Below are 17,372 nucleotides of genomic sequence, written 5' to 3'. Positions count from 1 at the left end.
CCAAAAGGAACCTATTGCGCCTGGATATCTCTCTCGCCCATCGAAAATGCCGACCGCTCCCCCTTTTCCATGCGCTCACCCCCATTGTCTCTGGAATGCATCGACTGCATCGATTACCGCCTCAATCTGTCGTGTCGGCGGCAGAATTGTCGTGCGGAAATGTGCGGTGCCTGGTTTTTGGCCGAAACCCGTGCCCGGCACGACGCAGACGCCGGTCTGTTCCAGCAGGGCCATGCAGTATTCTTCATCGGTTTTGCCTGCAGGCAGCGAAATCGAAGGATAGGCATACATTGCTCCCTGGATAGGCTGGCAATGGATGCCGGGGATTCGGTTGAGGCCTTCTTCGAGGATTTTTGCGCGCTGTGCGAGCTCCGAGAGGATATGGCTCCGCTCTTCGACGTAGCGTTTGTAGCTCGGATCGGCGGGTTTCGGCGGATTGACCATAAGGTAGGTCATCACCTGGCCGGGAAGGTTTGCACAGAGCGCCACTGACTGCAGTTTGGTAATTTGGGCGATAACTTCTTCGGGAACATTGCGCACTTCCATATAGCCGCCGCGCTGGCCGCACTCGCCGAAAAAGCCCTTGGATGTGGAGTGGAAACTAAAGAGGCTCACTTCATGCTCGGACAACTTGGTCATGACATGGGCAAAGGACAGAAAGCGCACCCCTGGCTTGTAGATATTTTCCTGGTACACTTCGTCCGCGAGGATTGCGAGGTTGTGGCGCTTCGCAAAGCGGATGACCATTTCGATGTTTTCTTCGGTGAGTACGGCACCCGTTGGGTTCCCCGGATTGATGACAACAATTGCCCGGGCGCGGATGCCTTCTTTTATTGCCTCGTGCATCGCCTCTTCCAGCATCTGTTCGCTCAGGCTCCAGCCGGAATCTTCGTCGAGATAATAGCCTATCTGGCGGCCTCCATAGAGTGTGATTGTCGCTGAATAGAGCGGATACTGAGGAATAGGGATGAGAATGCCGTCCTTTTCCGAGGCGATGAGAAGGCGCAGCGCGGTCTGCACGCCTTTTGATGCACCATCGGTGAGATAGATGTGTTCGGGGTTGGAAGCCTGCATGACACCGCTTGTGCTATCGCGCGCAGCTATGAAGTCGGCAATCGCCTTGCGGACAAAACGCATGCCTTTGGATTCCGAATAGGCGCCGAGGCCGTATTTTGACTGGCCGAGAATGGTGCGCGCGGCTTCAATCACATCTTCGGGGAAGGCGTGCGGCGCGCTTTCTAAAAGGGCAGGCTGTTCGCATAGCGCCAGCACATCGCGCACGTAGGTAAGAGGTTTCTGCCCCAGCGCCTGAGGATTTCCGATATTGCAATAGATTATTTCTCTGCCAAGATTCTCGAGTTCCTGGGCGCGCGCGACAATTGGTCCACGTACTGCATAATGGGTATGGAGAACGGCGTTGCTGAGGTCGGAAATCTGAAGCGGCATATACCCTCCCAATATTGATAAACGTATTGTACCATGCGGCGAGCAGGGCAGTCGAGCGCAGGGCGGTCGAGCATAGTGCCAAGAACGCAATATATGTGTACTATAAGAGAATGACTTCGAATACAGCGCAAAAGAATCAGAACGAGAGCGTCGAGCGAGCCTTTCTTGTCGGCATGGCCACAGATAAAATTCGCAAGGCAGAAGCGCGCGAGCTGCTCGATGAACTGCATGGATTGGCGCGGACCCTTGGCCTTGATATAGCGGGCGAAATGCTCATTCAGCTGAGAGATCCGACACCTTCGCTTCTGGTTGGTTCCGGCAAAGCGGATGAAATCGCTGCGGCGGCCGAGGAAGCGCACGCGGATTCCATTATTTTCGACCACATTCTGAGCCCCGTCCAGCAGCGCAACTGGGAAAAGCTGTCCTCGAAAAAGGTGTACGATCGCGCTGAACTCATTATCAAGATATTTGCATCGCGGGCACTCACAAAAGAGGCCAGCCTCCAGGTCGAGCTTGCCCAGCTTCAATATGCACTGCCGCGCCTCGCTCACTCCTACGATGATCTTATGCGCCAGCGAGGCGGGCGATATGGCACCAAAGGCTCGGGCGAACAGAAAATAGAGCTTGACCGCCGCGAAATCGAGCGCCGCATTCATGAGATACAGAGCGAACTCGAAGCAGTACGGAAAGAGCGGGCAGTCCAGCGGAGGAGGAGAGAACGAGCGTCTGTGCCGCGCGCAGCCATAGTCGGCTACACCAATGCCGGCAAGTCGAGCCTCCTCAACGCGCTCACCGCTGCAAGCGTGCGAGCGGAAGACAAGCTCTTTGCCACGCTCGATCCGACAACGCGGCGGCTTATGTTAACAAGGGGTCAGACCCTTCTTTTAACCGATACCGTAGGCTTTATCCGGAACTTGCCGCATGGGCTTGTCGAAGCTTTTCATTCTACATTGGAGGAAGCCTCGCAGGCGGATATTCTCATACATGTCGCGGATGCATCCGATTCGCGGGTGGATGCCCATATTGCGACGACAATTCAGGTGCTCTCTGAAATCGGCGCCCAGGATGTGCCGCGCATTCTCGTGCTCAACAAAATTGATCTCGCAGAGCCCGATGTCGTGCAGTCCTTTCTGGCGCGATACCCCGGCAGCCTTGCGGTATCAGCAAAGACTGGAGAGGGCCTCGATGCGCTTATAGAAGCGATTCAGGAATCGCTTACGAAGGACATGAAAACGTGCACGCTCCGCATTCCGCACGCTGATTACTGGATCGTGAGCCTCGTGATGCGGGAGGGAACGGTTCTGGAAGAGCGCAGCGACGATGCATACACATGGCTGCGATGCAGAGTGCCCCAGCGCATGGAATCCAAAATTCTGCAATACATTGCCGCGGAGGATCCCGAAGTAGGGAAAGCCCGTGAATCAGAAGGGGAGTGAGAAATGGACAGGATTTCTTCAGTGGTCATTGTGGGTGCTGGAGCCATAGGTGCTTCTGTGGCAGCAATGCTGAGCGATTCCGGTCATGCGGAAGTAGAGGTATGCGCGAGCGGAGAGCGGCAGGAGCGGTACAGAAAGGAAGGATTTGTTGTGAATGGCACGCGGTATTTTTTCCCGCTCGCAGAAAAAGACACAAGCCGCAAAGCCGATCTTGTCATTCTGGCTGTCAAGAATTACAGTCTCGATGAAGCGATCGACGAAATGAAGCCCTTTGTTGGTAACGACACAATAATCCTGTCGCTGTTGAATGGCATTACCGCGGTTCCCCGGCTTCGTGATGAGTTCGGTGCGGACAAGGTTCCTTTTGCGATGATTCTGGGCATCGATGCGCATCGTCATGCGAATGAAGTCCAGTTTACATCAAAAGGCCAGATCTTTTTCGGTTTTGAAAAAGAGCGGATTGCGGCTGGCGAATCAAAGCTGCGCGTGCTCGGCGATTTCCTTAGCGTTTGCAATGTGCCATATCGAATTCCGGAAGATATTGTCAAAGAGGTCTGGTTCAAGTTCATGATGAATGTTGCGGTCAACCAGTGGTCAGCGCTTTTGAGAGCTTCGTATTCGCTGTTCCATCGAAGTCGGCATGCGCGCGCATTGCTGGAACAGACAATGGCCGAAGTCGTCAATCTCTCGAAAAAATTCGGCACCGGGCTTTCTGATGACGATATCGCAAGGATGCTTTCGATTCTGGATGGCCTGCCATCATTCGGACGCACTTCTATGCTGCAGGATGTGGAGGCAGGCAGGAGAACTGAAGTCGAGGCATTTGCTGGAACCATGGTGCGCCTTTCGAAAGAAGCAGGTATCCGCTGTCCCTACAATGAAATGCTATATCAGGCGATATGCGCGCTTGAGGAGTCATATGCTTCTTAGGTGAGACAGTTCTCCGGAAGCGAACGTCTTCCGCTGCCCGGCGACGCGCAGAATGAGCTTGCCTTCGTTATCGACTCCTTCAAGAATGCCCTCGATTCGTTTTGGAGCATCGGGGTGCCCGGCATCGAATTGCACAGACGAGCCTCGCGCCCATAAATAGGATTCATACGCTTCATGCCAACCGGAGTCCTGCAAGGCTTTCATAATTGAGCGAGCCACTCGCTGTGCCGCTGCATCCAGATCAGAAAATGTCGAAGGGACAAAGCCGCACAGTTCTTCGATGCTTGCAGCGGGGAATGAGGGATTTGCCCGTGCATGTGCGCTTTTTTTTATATTAATTCCAAAGCCGATCAGAACCCTTCCTTTGGAATTCTCGCAGAGGATGCCACAAAGCTTGCCCCATCGAGGGGGCGCAAGCACATCGTTCGGCCATTTCAGCAACAAGCTTTTTCCGGTGTCTGATTCAATCGCGCGCAGAATGCCCAAGCCCGCGCGGAGCGGAAGCGCCTCTACTGTACGGAAATCCGAAGGCATGAGCATTGTCACAAGAAGCGAGCTGCCAGGAGCATCGACCCACTGCCTTCCCGCAAGGCGGCCGCGACCCGCGCTCTGTGTATCGGCGCGCACCAGCGCTGCGCCAGGAAAACCTTCTTCGGCAATGCGCCGGGCTTCGTCCATAGTCGAGCCTACCATGGGAAGAGAAAACATTCGAAAAAGGAATGCCGGTTCACTCATGATTTTGAATTGATAATGAACGAAAAGGCCCGCGCGCTGCAAGCCGCTTATACTGTCACGAACCTTGTGTATGCCGTTCCCGATAGCTTTTGCTCTGCGCCGCTTGCAGCAAATCCATTATATGATACTATCGAATTACAATCATGTCAGAATTGCATAGAAAGAAAGGAGCGCTCGATGTGCGGCATTATCGGCTATACTGGTCCTAGAAAGACAGCGAAAATTCTCCTTGAAGGATTAAGAAGGCTTGAATATCGCGGATATGATTCGGCAGGAATCGCGGTCGGTAGGGAAAATGCAGAGCCTCGCCTCGAAATTATAAAATCAGTCGGCAAGATTGCCGAACTCGCAAAGAAAATGCCCGAGGATATCGACGGCAGCTGGGGCATAGGACACACCCGATGGGCAACCCATGGCGGGGTGACCGAGGCAAACGCCCATCCTCACACTGACATGTCCGGCAAAATTGTCGTCGTGCACAATGGCATCATCGAAAACCACAAAACGCTCCGCACCATGCTCGGAAAAAAAGGTGTGGTTTTCAAAAGCGAAACCGACACCGAAGTGATCCCCCATCTGATCGCTTCGTATTATGAAGGCGACCTTCTCAAGGCAGTGCTGGCTGCGCTTCAGCATCTGGAGGGCACATATGGCATCGCGTGTATCCATGCCAATGAGCCAGGCCGCATTGTGGGTGCCAGAAATGGCAGCCCGCTCATCGTCGGAGTGGGCAACGACGAGATGTTCCTTGCGAGCGATATCACGGCGATGGTCGCCTACACGAATCGTGTCATCTATCTCAATGACGGCGAGGTCGTCGATATCACCCGGGACAGCTACACGATCACCGACCGGCATTCCAACATGCTTGACAAGCAGGTCGATGAAATCACATGGGAGCTTGGAGCAATCGAAAAAAGCGGCTTCATGCACTACATGGAAAAGGAAATTTTCGAGCAGCCCGATTCCATCGCGCGCGCGATGAGCGGCCGCATCGACGAAGAGAATGCCACCGCCAAGCTCGGCGGCCTCAACTTAAGCCGTCGCCAGCTCGCTGACGTGCATCGAGTGCGTATTATCGCCGCAGGGACAAGCTGGCATGCCGGCATGACAGGCTCCTACCTTCTCGAACAGGCCGCGCGCATTCCCGCGCAGGCTGAGCTTGCGAGCGAGCTGCGGTACCGCAACCCCGTTGTGGAAAATGATTCGCTCTGGTTCGTGGTCAGCCAATCCGGCGAGACTGCCGATTCGCTCTATGCAATGCGCGAAGTACAGCGCAAAGGCGCCACTGTGCTCGGAATCTGCAACGTTGTCGGCTCTACAATTGCCCGCGAATCCGACGGTGGCGTGTATGTTCACTCGGGCCCAGAAATTGCTGTTGCGAGCACCAAGGCGTTTACCAGCCAGCTCACGGCATTTTATCTTTTTACCCTCCTTATGGCGCGCATGCGCGACATGTCCCGCGAAGAAGGGCAGAAGTTCACGCGCTCCCTGCTCGCAGTGCCCGAAATGGTCCGCGATGCCCTTGCACAGCGTGATCACATCCAGGCCATTGCAAAAAAATATTGCAGAGCAAAGGATTTTCTGTACCTCGGCCGCGGCATTCTCTATCCCATCGCGCTCGAAGGCGCGCTCAAGCTCAAGGAAATTTCCTATATCCACGCGGAAGGTTATAGCGCGGGGGAAATGAAGCACGGGCCGATCGCGCTCATAAGCCCCGAGGTGCCAAGCGTATTTCTTGTTTCGGATGACTATCTGCACGAAAAGACAATTTCGAATATCCGCGAAATAAAGGCGCGCGGCGGCCCTATCATCGCGGTTGGCGTCGAGGGGGACACTGAAGCCATGGCCCTGGCGGATGATTTCATCGCTGTGCCCAAGGCAGATCCACGTTTCTATCCATTCAGCATGGTCGTGCCGCTGCAACTGTTCGCCTATTTCTGCGCGCTCGAGCTGGGCAGAGATGTGGACCAGCCGCGCAATCTTGCCAAGAGTGTTACCGTAGAATGAAAAATCCCGCATGGCGCATGCTGCCGATTGTGGTATTCGCGGTCGCCATGATCGGAGCGCTTGCCTTCAATATCGCCCTTGTGAGCAGAAGCCGCAGTGCTCTCGCTTCGACAATTTTGCGCAATCCGGCTACTGTAAGGACAGCCCGATTCCATATTGCTGCGATTATTCCTGACGCTGTTGATCCATTTTATGGTCACCTTGTCGAGGGCTTGCGCGAGGAAGCGGACAGGCAGAACGCGGCCTTGCAGGTTTTTTATTATTCGGCATCGGCAATCGGCGAAGGAAGCAACCCGTCAGAAGAAGTGTGGCGATGGTTCGAGATTGCTCTGCGCAGCAAAACCGACGGCATTATTCTTTTTCAGTCCAAAGGCATGGAGACAAGCCGATTTGCAGCCGAAGCAGAGAGCGCAGCGATGCCGTTTGTGCCGCTCGCAATGGATGCTCCGGCCCAATGGACTCGCTCTGGTGTGTCAGGGGATTCTTTCAGCCAGGGCAAAGAGGCAAGTTCCCTTGTGCTGGGGCTGCTCGGTTCTGCGGCGCGCATAGGTATTATTCTTTCAGCTGATACTTCGCAGGGGTATGCGCAGGCCGAGGAGCCATTCTATCGGGGCGTGGTGGAAATGATAAAAAATCGTCCGGGCGCTGCAATTGTTGCTGCTGTAAGAGAAGAAGAGAGTATCCTTGGCGGCGAAGATGCCTGCGCGCGGATGCTTTCGAGCCATCCTGATATCAATGCGATTCTCTGTATCGATGCGAAGGCGACAATCGGAGCTGCGCAGGTCATTATCGACCGGGGAATTGTCGGGCAGGTTGTGATAATAGGCTCGGATGAGAATTCAGAAGTAAACCGGCTTATCGAGAAAGGCGTCGTACATGCGAGCATTGTCCGCGATGCTGCTGCAATGGGCAGATCCGCTGTAGCGCTTGCGGTTGGACAGCGGATCGGCATCCGGAAGCCGGAGAGAATTTCGGTCGGATATCATGTCAAGCCTGAGCGGGGGACGACACCATGATCGATCTTGTGTCTCTCGCCCGTCCGTGGAAGCCAAGGCGCCAGGGCAGCCTGCGCAACCGCATTATTGTCAATTCTATCATCATTTTGCTCGTGCTCGTCATTGCGACATCGTATACTGCATTCGCATCGTTCGATCTTGCCCGCAGTGTCGAGCTTTTATTTCGCAACTCCATATCAATGGAAGAATTGCGTGCTACCCTGCGCGAGACGCAGGAGAGTCTGACCGGATATCTCAGCGCCAAGAACTCCGAATCGCTCAAGGATTTCATACGTACTTCCACTTCGCTGTCGAACATGAAGCTTCGGCTCAACAAAGAAAACAAGGTGGATGATGTGTTTCTGCTGGAAAAGGACCTTGCTTTTCTGGTCGACAGCTATCTCGTGAGCGCGGAAGGGGCGGTCCAGGCAAAACGTGGCAGGAATGTGACGCAATATGTCAGCCTCTACGAAGAAGCGCGTCGCACCGCTTCTCTGATTGAATTTTTGAGTGCGAAAATGGATACTATTCACCTCGGCCAATCGCTCAAGGGATTTTCTTCCTATAGGGCAAATATAAGCCTTGCTCTGGTGTCGAACGCAGTATTGCTGCTTGCAGCCTTTCTTCTCTCCATCGCGCTCATTGCCAGGTATTCGTACACGATCACCGAGCCGCTTGCGCGCTTGTCGGTTGCAGCGGAGGCAGTGGGGCGCGGAGAATATGACCATCCTCTTCCCCCCTACGAAAATGAAGATGAAATCCGCACGCTTCACGACGCGTTTGTCAACATGCAGGACAGCGTCCAGAAAGCGTTTGCCGAGCTGACAAGAAAAGCAGAGCTCGAGCGCTCGCTCATGGAAGAACGAATGCGCGTGCTCACGTACCAGCACCGCCTCAAAGATGCGGAACTGCTCGCGCTGCAGACGCAGATAAATCCGCATTTTCTCTATAATACGCTTTCGGCGGGGTGGCAGCTTGCGCTGGCGGAAGGAAACGAAAAGACAGCTGAATTTCTCGAAAAACTTGCGGCTTTTATTCGATATGCCCTCAAGCCTTCTACGCGATTTGTCCTTGTGTCCGAAGAAATCGAATGTGTACGGCAGTATATTTGGCTTTTGAAGCTGAGGTTTGGCGAGCGCTACAGATTCAGGATTGAAGTCCAGGATGAAGCGCTCGGCAATGAAACGCCGGCACTGGTCTTGCAGCCTCTCGTCGAAAATGCGATTGCCCATGGTTTGCGCGATATTGAAGAAGGCGGTGATGTGATCGTGTCAGCGCGCATTGAAGGCGAGACAATCAGGCTTTCGGTCAGCGATTCAGGAAAAGGTATGGCAAAGGATGATATTGCTCGCGCACTCTCCGCAGCCGATCCTGAAGACACAACTCCGCAACGCGGCATTGGGCTCCATAATGTCGTGCGCAGAGTTGCGCTCGCAACCGGCGGATTGGGCAAGGTCGAAATAGAAAGCGAGCCGGGTCATGGCACGCGCATTACTATCGTGCTGCCAGTAGGAAAACCGATATGAAACGGGTACTCGTAGTTGACGACGAAATGCCGATTGTCAATGGGCTTTTGCTCCTTTTCAAGCGCTATTTCCAGACTGAGTATACCGTTGTGGGGGTTGCGCAATCCGGGCGCGAAGCGATCGAAAAGGCCAAGGAACTCGCGCCTGATATTATCCTTATGGATGTGCAGATGCCCGGCATCACAGGGCTTGATGCGATTCGCGAACTGTCGCGGCAGAAAAGCGCCACTGCCTTCATTCTTGTCACTGCGTATGAGCGCTTTGACATCGCGCGGGAAGCGCTGAGCATGGGTGTGTGCGATTACCTTCTGAAACCGGTATCAAGGGAACGGCTCGAAATCGCGCTGCGCGTCGCTTCTGATTATCTTGACCGAAGTCGGCTTTTCGACAAGCGCGAGCTTGAATTTCGGGATCGCCAGCAGAGATTGGTGCCGCTCATCCGGACAGCTTTTTTCTGCAGTGTTCGCTGGCAGCAAGAGCTCAGGAAGAACCTGGGGCTTGTGAAAGAAATGCTCAAGATAAACGAAGATGCGGGTGTTCTTGGCATTGCGAGCTTTTCGCCGATGGATGGAAACGCAGGTGCCTTGTATGAGCGTTTCTGTTCATTAATCCAATACAAAACTGTCGTGCTGGTCGGGCCGCTTGAGGATAACCGATATTGCGCATGGTTTTTGCCAATGAAGAAGGCAGTGCTTGAAAGCGAAAGTATTGCTGCTTCCGAAATTTCTGCCTTTTTGGAAATTCTCAGGGGAGCTTTTTCGTCCGAGCTTGCGACGGGCGAGATTGTGCTCGCGCATGGCCAGCCTGAAATCTTGGAGAATCTCGAGCGGTCTTGGAGTGCAGCGGTTCAGGTTTTTGCCGGCAGCACGCTGATTCCGAAAAAAGGCTCCGATATCGCAGGAATTAGCGCCGCTGTAGGATCAGCTATTGTCCAGCCTCAAGTCAATTTGGAAATCCAGCTGTCCGAATGGGAAAAGAATCATGCTTCCTGTGCGCTCGACGCGCAATTCTCGGAAGAAATTATGGAAGGCCAATATGCCATGGCGGGCCAGTCTCTCGAGAAAATGCTCATGCAGATCGAGTGCTCGCACACAGCAGCGCGCGACTCGCTCTTCCGTATCATTGCTGCTCTCTCTTTTGCTGCATTGAAGCTTGCCGGCGGCGGTATTCTCTCCGAGCAGGTCTATCGCGAGTTTATGGATTTCAGCGATATCGAGCAGCTCTGGAACCAAGCCGCCTGTCATCTGTTCGCGGCGAAAGTGCGCGAACGCTTTGCATCGCTGCAGAAGTATGCCGTGGCGGCGGGTTCTCATTCGCCATTTGTCGTCCGCGCAATCCAATATATCGAAAATCATTATCAGGAGCCGATTACTCTTGAGAGCGCAGCGGAGGCTATTGGTATTTCAGCTGGCCACCTTACCAGGCTCATGTCGGATGAGCTAAAAAAAGGCTTTGCGCGCACGCTCATCGATTACCGCCTGCAAAAAGCAAAAGAAATGTTGAAAAAGCCGAACGTATCGGTGCGCGATGTGAGCAGGCTCTGCGGCTATTCCGATGCGAATTATTTTGCGCGCTTGTTTCGCCGGATGACGGGTGTCTCGCCAAGCGAATATTCCGCACGGAAATCCGGCGGGGAGGAAAGTGATGCATAATGCAAAACATATGCTGCAGCATGGGCCGAGGCACGTGCATCAATTCGGGAATTTTTATTTTTCTCTGTTGATTATCCTGTTTGCGGCATCATTGAGCCTCAATCTTGTTTCATGCTCCAAAGCCAGAAAGCCTATCGGGGACAGAGCGCCCATCATCGGTTTTTCCCTCGATTCACTGGTTGTCGAGCGCTGGCGGCGCGATGTCGACAGCTTTACTAAGGCGGCCCATGACTTGGGAGCCGAGGTTGTGCTGCGAGTCGCCAACCAGGATGCCAACACCCAGATTTCCCAAGTAAAGGAACTCTTGAATCAGGGCATCGATGCGCTTGTAATTATCCCGAATGATGCCGAAAAACTCACTGAAGTGTGTCGCGAAGCGAAGCGCCGCGGCGTGCCTGTGATGAGCTATGACCGACTAGTGCATAACGCGGATGTGGACCTGTATATCTCATTCGACAACGAAAAAGTGGGCAGCCTCCAGGCACAAGCAGCTTCCGAAGCGGTGCCGAGCGGCACCTATATCATCGTGAACGGCGCGATTACCGACAACAACGCATTCATGATCAACAAAGGTTTCCACGCAGTGCTCGATCCGCTCATACAGAGCGGCCGGATTCATCTCGCAGGGGAGATCTGGCCAAGCGACTGGATCAGCGATGAGGTGAGGACAAGGTTCGAAACGCTTTTGCAGCCGGGGCAAAAAATCGATGCAGTGCTGTGCGGGAACGATATGCTTGCAGAGACGGTGATATCGGTCCTTTCAGAAAACCGTATGGTAGGCAAGACCATAGTCACCGGGCAGGATGCGGAGCTTGCTGCGTGCCAGCGCATTGCAGAAGGCAGTCAGTTCGCGACCATCTACAAGCCGATCGATGCGCTCGCGTTGAAAGCAGCCGGTTTTGCTGTCATGATGGCGCGCGGCGAAAAAGTTCGCTATGACAACAAGATCGACGATGGCCATTACAAGGTGCCATACATTGCGCTTGAGCCGATTCTTGTCACTGCAAAAACCCTGGGCTCGACGGTAATCAAAGATGGCTTCCATACACGCGAAGATGTGTACCGCAATGTAAAGCGCTGAGTTCGTACAGGACATTTTTGCTTCATCTGGTCAGAAAAGTGCTATCTTGTGCTCCGACATTAACCTCCGTGCGCAAATCCCCTGGAATAATCATAACTTTCCTGATGCGGGATTCAAAAAACAGGAAGAAACTTATAGACGGCGAAGGCTGGAGCATTGAAAGCCGAACGCCAAATTCACCGCTTCATGCGGCGAAAGTTCATAAAGGAGGAATCCTGATGAAACGAACCCTCTTTATTGCGTTGCTCTTCACGGTGGTAGCGGGCTTCGTATTCGCTGACACGCAGGTAGGTATCGTTCTTCCCACAAAAGACGAGCCTCGCTGGATCCAAGACCAGACCCGCTTCCTAGACGCGCTCAAGAGCGCGGGCTTCTCCGCAAAAGTACTCTTCAGCCAGGGCGATTCCGCAAAGGAAAAAGCCAACGTTGAAGCACTCATAAGCGAGAAGATCAAAGTGCTCATTATTTGCCCGCAGGACGGAACCGCTGCAGCAGCCGCAGCCGATCTGGCCCATAAAGCTGGTGTAAAGGTCATTTCCTATGACCGCCTGATCCGCGACACCACAAGCGTCGACTACTATGTTACTTTCGACAGCTTCATGGTCGGAAAAGCATGGGGCGACTATCTCAATTCCAAGGTTCCGGCTGGCAGCAAGGGCAACAACCTCTATCTATATGCAGGCGCAGCCAGCGACAACAATGCATTCATCTTCTTCGAAGGTGCATGGAGCGCCCTCCAGCCGAAGATTGCCGATGGCACCTACATCGTAAGAAATTCGGACAAGGCTGTCGCACTCAAGAACAAGGCCAAGCTGACCCGCGATGAGGAAGCCCAGATCATCGGCCAGGTAACCACGAACTGGAACTTCAACGATGCGAAGAACAAGGCCGAAGCCAACCTCACCGCTGCGCCAAAAGAAGCAAAAGGCACTGTGTACATCTGCGCGCCAAATGATGGCACCGCTCGTGCAATCGCAGACGCCTTTGCAGCCGACAAGGATGTCAAGACCTACTACATCACTGGCCAGGATGCCGAGATTGCGTCCATCCAGTACATCATCGACGGCAAGCAATCCATGACGGTCCTCAAAGACGTGCGCACCCTCGTCAATGATGCCATCAATGCGGCAGTCGCCTACATGAAGGGTCAGACCCCGCCCGTCACTTCCTACTACAACAATGGTAAGAAAGACGTTCCGGCCAAACCGACCGCAATCGTCACCGTTACAAAGGATAATGTAAAGAAGGAAATTGTCGATTCCGGATACTGGCCTGCCGACAAATTCACCGGCCTCAAATAATCGGGGTCGAGCAATCTGTGATTGCTAATTAGAAGCATTTTGTGGAGCCGCTCATTCCGGGCGGCTCCTCTTTGTACTACTATGTATCAAGGCAGGTACGGTATGAGTGACAATATTCTGGAAATGCGGCACATTACAAAGACGTTTCCCGGTGTACGCGCCTTGAATGATGTGAATTTTGTTGTACGCCGAGGGGAAATCCACTGTCTTGTCGGGGAAAATGGCGCCGGCAAATCGACATTGATGAAAGTATTGAGCGGCGTCTATCCGCACACCGAATTTGAGGGCGAGATTATCCTGAATGGCAAGAAGGTTGCCTTCAGCGGCATTCATGACAGCGAGAAGGCAGGTATCGGCATTATATATCAGGAGCTTGCGCTCGTGCCCGAAATGATGGTGTACGAAAATCTCATGCTCGGGCACGAAATACGGCGCGGAATTACCATCGATACGCCAGAAATGATCCGCAAGGCCGAGGAGCTTCTGAAGCGTGTGAGGCTTTCAGTCAATCCAAGCGCAAAGATCAAGGATCTGGGTATCGGAAAGCAGCAGCTTGTGGAAATTGCCAAAGCCTTGAGCCGCAATGTATCGCTCCTTATTCTCGATGAGCCAACCGCTGCCTTGAACGAGGACGATTGCGAAAACTTGCTCGATATTCTGCGCCTTTTGAAGAGCCAGGGCGTTACCTGCATCATGATTTCGCACAAGCTCAAGGAAGTGCTTGAAATCGCGGAAACTATCACAGTCCTTCGCGATGGTCAGACCATCTGTACGCTCGACCGGCAAAAGGACGAGGTGAACGAGCAGGTTCTCATCAAGCACATGGTAGGCCGCTCCATCGAAAATATCTATCCACCAAGAACAACAAAGCCTTCGGATGAAATCCTGCTCGAAGTGCACAACTGGAGCGCATTCGATGTCAACCTTGGCCGCCAGGTGCTCAATAATGTCAATTTTCATGTGCGCAAAGGCGAAGTTGTCGGGCTTTCCGGCCTCGTTGGCTCGGGACGTACTGAACTTGCGCGCAGCCTTTTTGGTAATCCGGATGGCTATATCACCACAGGCGAGATGATTTTCAAAGGCAAAAAGCAAGTGTTCCGCCATCCGCGCCATGCAATCAGGGCAGGGCTCGCGTACGCGACCGAGGACCGCAAGCGCAACGGGCTCGTGCTCATCCAGTCAATCCAGCACAACATTTCACTTGCAAATCTCCAGGGGGTGTCAAAAAACGGCATTGTCAACGAAGAGCTCGACAAGCAGAATGCCGTCAATTTCGTCAGGTCCCTTTCCATAAAAACACCCGGAATTCATCAGCTCGTGATGAATCTCTCGGGAGGCAACCAGCAGAAGGTTTCTGTGGCAAAATGGCTGTTTGTCGGGCCAGATCTTCTGATTTTCGACGAGCCCACGCGAGGAATCGACGTCGGCGCAAAATACGAAATCTACACGATAATCAACGATCTCGTGGCCAAAGGCATGAGCATACTGATGATCTCTTCCGAATTGCCGGAGATCCTGGGCATGAGCGACCGGATTTACGTTGTCGCAAACGGCACGATAACCGGCGAGCTCGACGCAAAAACGGCGACTCAGGAAGCGGTCATGCGCCTTGCCACGCAGTACTGAGGAGGGGAAGAATGAACGAATTGCTGACGGTACTGAAAAAGAATGTCCGCGAATATGGCATGTACATCGCGCTGGCAGTCATAATGGCGGTTTTCACGATTCTTTCGAACGGGCTTTTCATTTCTTCGAGAAATATTGCCAACCTGCTCAACCAGACAGGGTACATTGCTGTTCTTGCAGTAGGAATGACCCTGGTCATCGTGATCAGGCATATCGATCTGTCGGTCGGATTTCTTTCGGGATTCCTCGGCGCGGTCGCGGCGATAGCGCTTACCCAGTGGAACTGGCCGGTATGGCTCACCATACTGCTGGTGCTCTTGCTTGGTACCATTGCAGGGCTTGTCACGGCCTTCCCCGTGGCGCAGCTCGGCATTCCCGCCTTTGTCGCATCCCTCGCAGGATGGCTGATCTACCGGGGCGCCTTGATGCTGGTAACAGCCGCGACCGGTACGATCATCGTTCCGAATGAATCCTTCAACGCAATCGGGAACGGCTATATACCGGACCTGTTTGCAAGCGCATCCTTCCTGCCGAACGTGCACAAGACGACGCTGCTGCTGGGCGCTGTTGCGATTGTACTCTTCATTATAGGCCAGATATCCGACCGCAGGCGGAAACTGCAGTACAACTTCGAAGTGCTTTCGACCGGCCTGTTTACCGCCAAACTTCTCTTCATATCGGTCGTCCTCGGTTTCATTACCTGGATTCTTGCCGGATACAACGGGATGTCCTGGACAGTCGTGATAATGGTCGCGGTCGTGCTCGTGTATTACTTCATCACCCAGCGCACGGTGATCGGACGGCATATTTATGCGGTAGGCGGCAACCCGGAAGCGGCGGAACTCTCGGGTATCGATGTCAAGCGCATAACCATGGCGGTATTCGCATCGATGGGCTTCCTCGCGGCGCTTTCCGGCATCCTGTTTACCGCGAGGCTCAAATCGGCCACTCCCCAGGCGGGGCAACTGTTCGAGATGGACGCCATCGCGGCTTCATACATCGGCGGCGTTTCGGCAGCTGGCGGCATCGGTTCGGTAACGGGTTCACTGGTCGGCGCGCTCGTGTATATGTCGCTGATGAACGGCATGAACCTGCTCGGAACTGATATATCCTTGCAGTATATTATCCGTGGCCTTGTGCTGCTCTTTGCAGTAATATTTGATGTTATGACCCGCAAGCGGAAATCATAAATCTTATGAAAGAAAAGACAAAAGAAATCGCCGTAAAAGGCGCGCGCTCCACATTCTGGATCATGTTCTGCTTTATGCTTTTGCATCAGGCGGACAAGCTGCTGATCGGGCCGCTGACCACGCAGATAATGGATACCTTCAAGATCAGCCGCACCCAGATGGGAGCGGTGACCACGGGAGCCTTGATCGTCGGTGCCATTTTCTACCCGATCTGGGGATGGCTCTACGACAAGTTCTCGCGGCCGAAACTCATCGCGCTCGCGTCTTTTCTGTGGGGAGCATCGACATGGCTCAACGCCATAGCCCCCACTTACCCGATATTCCTTGCCACACGCGCGGGCACCGGCATCGATGACTCAAGCTACCCCGGGCTCTACAGCCTCATTTCCGACTATTATCCGCCGAAAAAGCGAGGTAAGATTTACGGATTTCTGCAGGTGGCCCAGCCTTTCGGCTACCTTGTCGGGATGATCCTTGCTCTGGCCTTCGGAGCGGTCTACGGCTGGCGGAACGTGTTCTACCTCACGGGCTCGCTCGGTATCGTTGTGTCCTTTATCATTTTTCTCTTTGTCAAGGACAGGCCGCGCGGGTCGACAGAGCCGGAGCTTTCGTCGGTCGAGCATCTCGAGCGTTTCAAGTTCAGCTGGAAAACCGTGGGCGGGCTTTTCAGGAAAAAGAGTCTCATCATTCTTTTCGTGCAGGGATTCATCGGTGTGTTCCCCTGGAATGTCATCACCTACTGGTTTTTCGACTACCTGAAGACCGAGCGGGGTTACAGCGATACGCAGACGCTTCTGACGATGGTTCCAGCCGTGCTCATTCTGGCCGCGGGTTACCCTCTGGGAGGGGCACTGGGCGACAGGCTCTTCAAAAAGACACCCAAAGGGCGGGTGATCGTGGGTGCGGCGGGTGTTGCCATTGGGGCGGTGCTGCTATGGATCACCATGAACATACCCCTGGCAGCGCACCTGCCTTTTGGCATCATGCTGTGTGCCACCGCGCTGTTCATCCCATTTGCGTCGCCGAATGTGCTTTCGTCGTTTTACGATGTGACCGAGCCCGAAATCAGGTCCACGACCAACGCGGTACAGAACTTTATCGAAGCCGCGGGTTCCGCGCTCGCCCCCCTCATGGCGGGGATCATCGCCGACAAAAGCACGCTCGGAAACGCGATCCTCCTTATATGTACGGTGGCTTGGGCTGCATGCTTTGCCTTTTTCATCTTTGCTGGGCGCTTTATTCCCAAGGATATAGCGGACCTGAAGGAAAAGCTTGCAGCACGGGCAGCGGCGGGATCAGTGTAAGCCTAGCCCGAGAGCGTACAGAAGCCAGAAAGAGTCCATAGTGTTACGAACCTTGCAGAAGGCAGGTAGGAGAAAACTCACGCAAGCGCATAGCGAGGCAGATACTCCGCAGAGGTTTTGAGAGGGGTCGAGAATGCGCG

13 protein-coding genes are annotated in these 17,372 nt (G+C 53.8%); 11 read left to right on the top strand and 2 right to left on the bottom strand.

The window, feature by feature from the left end:
• Positions 1–75 precede the first annotated feature (75 nt).
• Positions 76–1,446, bottom strand: coding sequence for an aminotransferase class I/II-fold pyridoxal phosphate-dependent enzyme (locus GAP13_RS05790; protein ID WP_158907115.1), 1,371 nt, complete (start codon positions 1,444–1,446; stop codon positions 76–78).
• 110 nt (positions 1,447–1,556) lie between these two features.
• Here GAP13_RS05790 and hflX point away from each other — a divergent pair, with 110 nt between their 5' ends.
• Positions 1,557–2,882, top strand: a complete 1,326-nt coding sequence (gene hflX, locus GAP13_RS05785) for a GTPase HflX (RefSeq protein WP_158907114.1) — start codon at positions 1,557–1,559, stop codon at positions 2,880–2,882.
• A gap of 3 nt (positions 2,883–2,885) precedes the next feature.
• Positions 2,886–3,812, top strand: a complete 927-nt coding sequence (locus tag GAP13_RS05780) for a ketopantoate reductase family protein (RefSeq protein WP_158907113.1) — start codon at positions 2,886–2,888, stop codon at positions 3,810–3,812.
• Here GAP13_RS05780 and GAP13_RS05775 read toward each other — a convergent pair.
• On the bottom strand, positions 3,798–4,547 hold the full coding sequence (locus GAP13_RS05775; protein ID WP_158907112.1) for a biotin--[acetyl-CoA-carboxylase] ligase: 750 nt from the start codon (positions 4,545–4,547) through the stop codon (positions 3,798–3,800). The two genes, GAP13_RS05780 and GAP13_RS05775, sit on opposite strands and share 15 nt — an antisense overlap.
• 177 nt (positions 4,548–4,724) lie before the next feature.
• On the opposite strand from GAP13_RS05775, the gene glmS reads away from it, so the two are divergent.
• The 9 genes from glmS to GAP13_RS05730 all read left to right on the top strand — a co-directional run bounded on the left by glmS (position 4,725) and on the right by GAP13_RS05730 (position 17,232).
• Positions 4,725–6,557 (top strand): glutamine--fructose-6-phosphate transaminase (isomerizing), encoded by a 1,833-nt coding sequence (gene glmS / locus GAP13_RS05770; RefSeq protein WP_158907111.1) that lies wholly within the window; start codon positions 4,725–4,727, stop codon positions 6,555–6,557.
• A complete protein-coding gene (locus tag GAP13_RS05765; RefSeq protein ID WP_158907109.1) occupies positions 6,554–7,573 on the top strand; it encodes a sugar ABC transporter substrate-binding protein in 1,020 nt (339 codons plus the stop codon). The genes glmS and GAP13_RS05765 overlap by 4 nt, the downstream gene beginning before the upstream one ends.
• Positions 7,570–9,078 carry a sensor histidine kinase gene (locus tag GAP13_RS05760; RefSeq protein WP_158907107.1) on the top strand — a complete coding sequence of 503 codons (1,509 nt, stop codon included), beginning with the start codon at positions 7,570–7,572 and terminating at the stop codon, positions 9,076–9,078. The genes GAP13_RS05765 and GAP13_RS05760 overlap by 4 nt, the downstream gene beginning before the upstream one ends.
• Positions 9,075–10,730, top strand: coding sequence for a response regulator (locus GAP13_RS05755; RefSeq protein WP_158907106.1), 1,656 nt, complete (start codon positions 9,075–9,077; stop codon positions 10,728–10,730). The genes GAP13_RS05760 and GAP13_RS05755 overlap by 4 nt, the downstream gene beginning before the upstream one ends.
• Positions 10,723–11,811 carry a D-xylose ABC transporter substrate-binding protein gene (locus GAP13_RS05750; RefSeq protein WP_158907104.1) on the top strand — a complete coding sequence of 363 codons (1,089 nt, stop codon included), beginning with the start codon at positions 10,723–10,725 and terminating at the stop codon, positions 11,809–11,811. Before GAP13_RS05755 ends, GAP13_RS05750 begins: the two co-directional genes overlap by 8 nt.
• 218 nt (positions 11,812–12,029) lie before the next feature.
• The gene (locus GAP13_RS05745) at positions 12,030–13,112 is read left to right on the top strand and encodes a sugar ABC transporter substrate-binding protein (RefSeq protein WP_158907102.1); all 1,083 of its coding nucleotides are present in this window, start codon (positions 12,030–12,032) and stop codon (positions 13,110–13,112) included.
• A 102-nt stretch (positions 13,113–13,214) separates the two neighbouring features.
• The gene (locus tag GAP13_RS05740) at positions 13,215–14,738 is read left to right on the top strand and encodes an ATP-binding cassette domain-containing protein (RefSeq protein WP_158907100.1); all 1,524 of its coding nucleotides are present in this window, start codon (positions 13,215–13,217) and stop codon (positions 14,736–14,738) included.
• An 11-nt stretch (positions 14,739–14,749) separates the two neighbouring features.
• On the top strand, positions 14,750–15,928 hold the full coding sequence (locus GAP13_RS05735; protein ID WP_158907098.1) for a sugar ABC transporter permease: 1,179 nt from the start codon (positions 14,750–14,752) through the stop codon (positions 15,926–15,928).
• Positions 15,929–15,933: 5 nt separating this feature from the next.
• On the top strand, positions 15,934–17,232 hold the full coding sequence (locus GAP13_RS05730) for an MFS transporter (protein ID WP_158907096.1): 1,299 nt from the start codon (positions 15,934–15,936) through the stop codon (positions 17,230–17,232).
• Positions 17,233–17,372: the final 140 nt, after the last annotated feature.

Source organism: Rectinema subterraneum, assembly GCA_009768935.1.
Classification (GTDB): domain Bacteria; phylum Spirochaetota; class Spirochaetia; order Treponematales; family Rectinemataceae; genus Rectinema; species Rectinema subterraneum.
This window is presented reverse-complemented; position numbering and strand designations above follow the sequence as displayed.

What these genes read in the sequence shown, in the direction of transcription:
- GAP13_RS05790 (WP_158907115.1), bottom strand. Translation starts at nt 1,446, where the DNA reads ATGCCGCTTCAGATTTCCGACCTCAGCAACGCCGTTCTCCATACCCAT.
- hflX (WP_158907114.1), top strand. Translation starts at nt 1,557, where the DNA reads ATGACTTCGAATACAGCGCAAAAGAATCAGAACGAGAGCGTCGAGCGA.
- GAP13_RS05780 (WP_158907113.1), top strand. Translation starts at nt 2,886, where the DNA reads ATGGACAGGATTTCTTCAGTGGTCATTGTGGGTGCTGGAGCCATAGGT.
- GAP13_RS05775 (WP_158907112.1), bottom strand. Translation starts at nt 4,547, where the DNA reads ATGAGTGAACCGGCATTCCTTTTTCGAATGTTTTCTCTTCCCATGGTA.
- glmS (WP_158907111.1), top strand. Translation starts at nt 4,725, where the DNA reads ATGTGCGGCATTATCGGCTATACTGGTCCTAGAAAGACAGCGAAAATT.
- GAP13_RS05765 (WP_158907109.1), top strand. Translation starts at nt 6,554, where the DNA reads ATGAAAAATCCCGCATGGCGCATGCTGCCGATTGTGGTATTCGCGGTC.
- GAP13_RS05760 (WP_158907107.1), top strand. Translation starts at nt 7,570, where the DNA reads ATGATCGATCTTGTGTCTCTCGCCCGTCCGTGGAAGCCAAGGCGCCAG.
- GAP13_RS05755 (WP_158907106.1), top strand. Translation starts at nt 9,075, where the DNA reads ATGAAACGGGTACTCGTAGTTGACGACGAAATGCCGATTGTCAATGGG.
- GAP13_RS05750 (WP_158907104.1), top strand. Translation starts at nt 10,723, where the DNA reads ATGCATAATGCAAAACATATGCTGCAGCATGGGCCGAGGCACGTGCAT.
- GAP13_RS05745 (WP_158907102.1), top strand. Translation starts at nt 12,030, where the DNA reads ATGAAACGAACCCTCTTTATTGCGTTGCTCTTCACGGTGGTAGCGGGC.
- GAP13_RS05740 (WP_158907100.1), top strand. Translation starts at nt 13,215, where the DNA reads ATGAGTGACAATATTCTGGAAATGCGGCACATTACAAAGACGTTTCCC.
- GAP13_RS05735 (WP_158907098.1), top strand. Translation starts at nt 14,750, where the DNA reads ATGAACGAATTGCTGACGGTACTGAAAAAGAATGTCCGCGAATATGGC.
- GAP13_RS05730 (WP_158907096.1), top strand. Translation starts at nt 15,934, where the DNA reads ATGAAAGAAAAGACAAAAGAAATCGCCGTAAAAGGCGCGCGCTCCACA.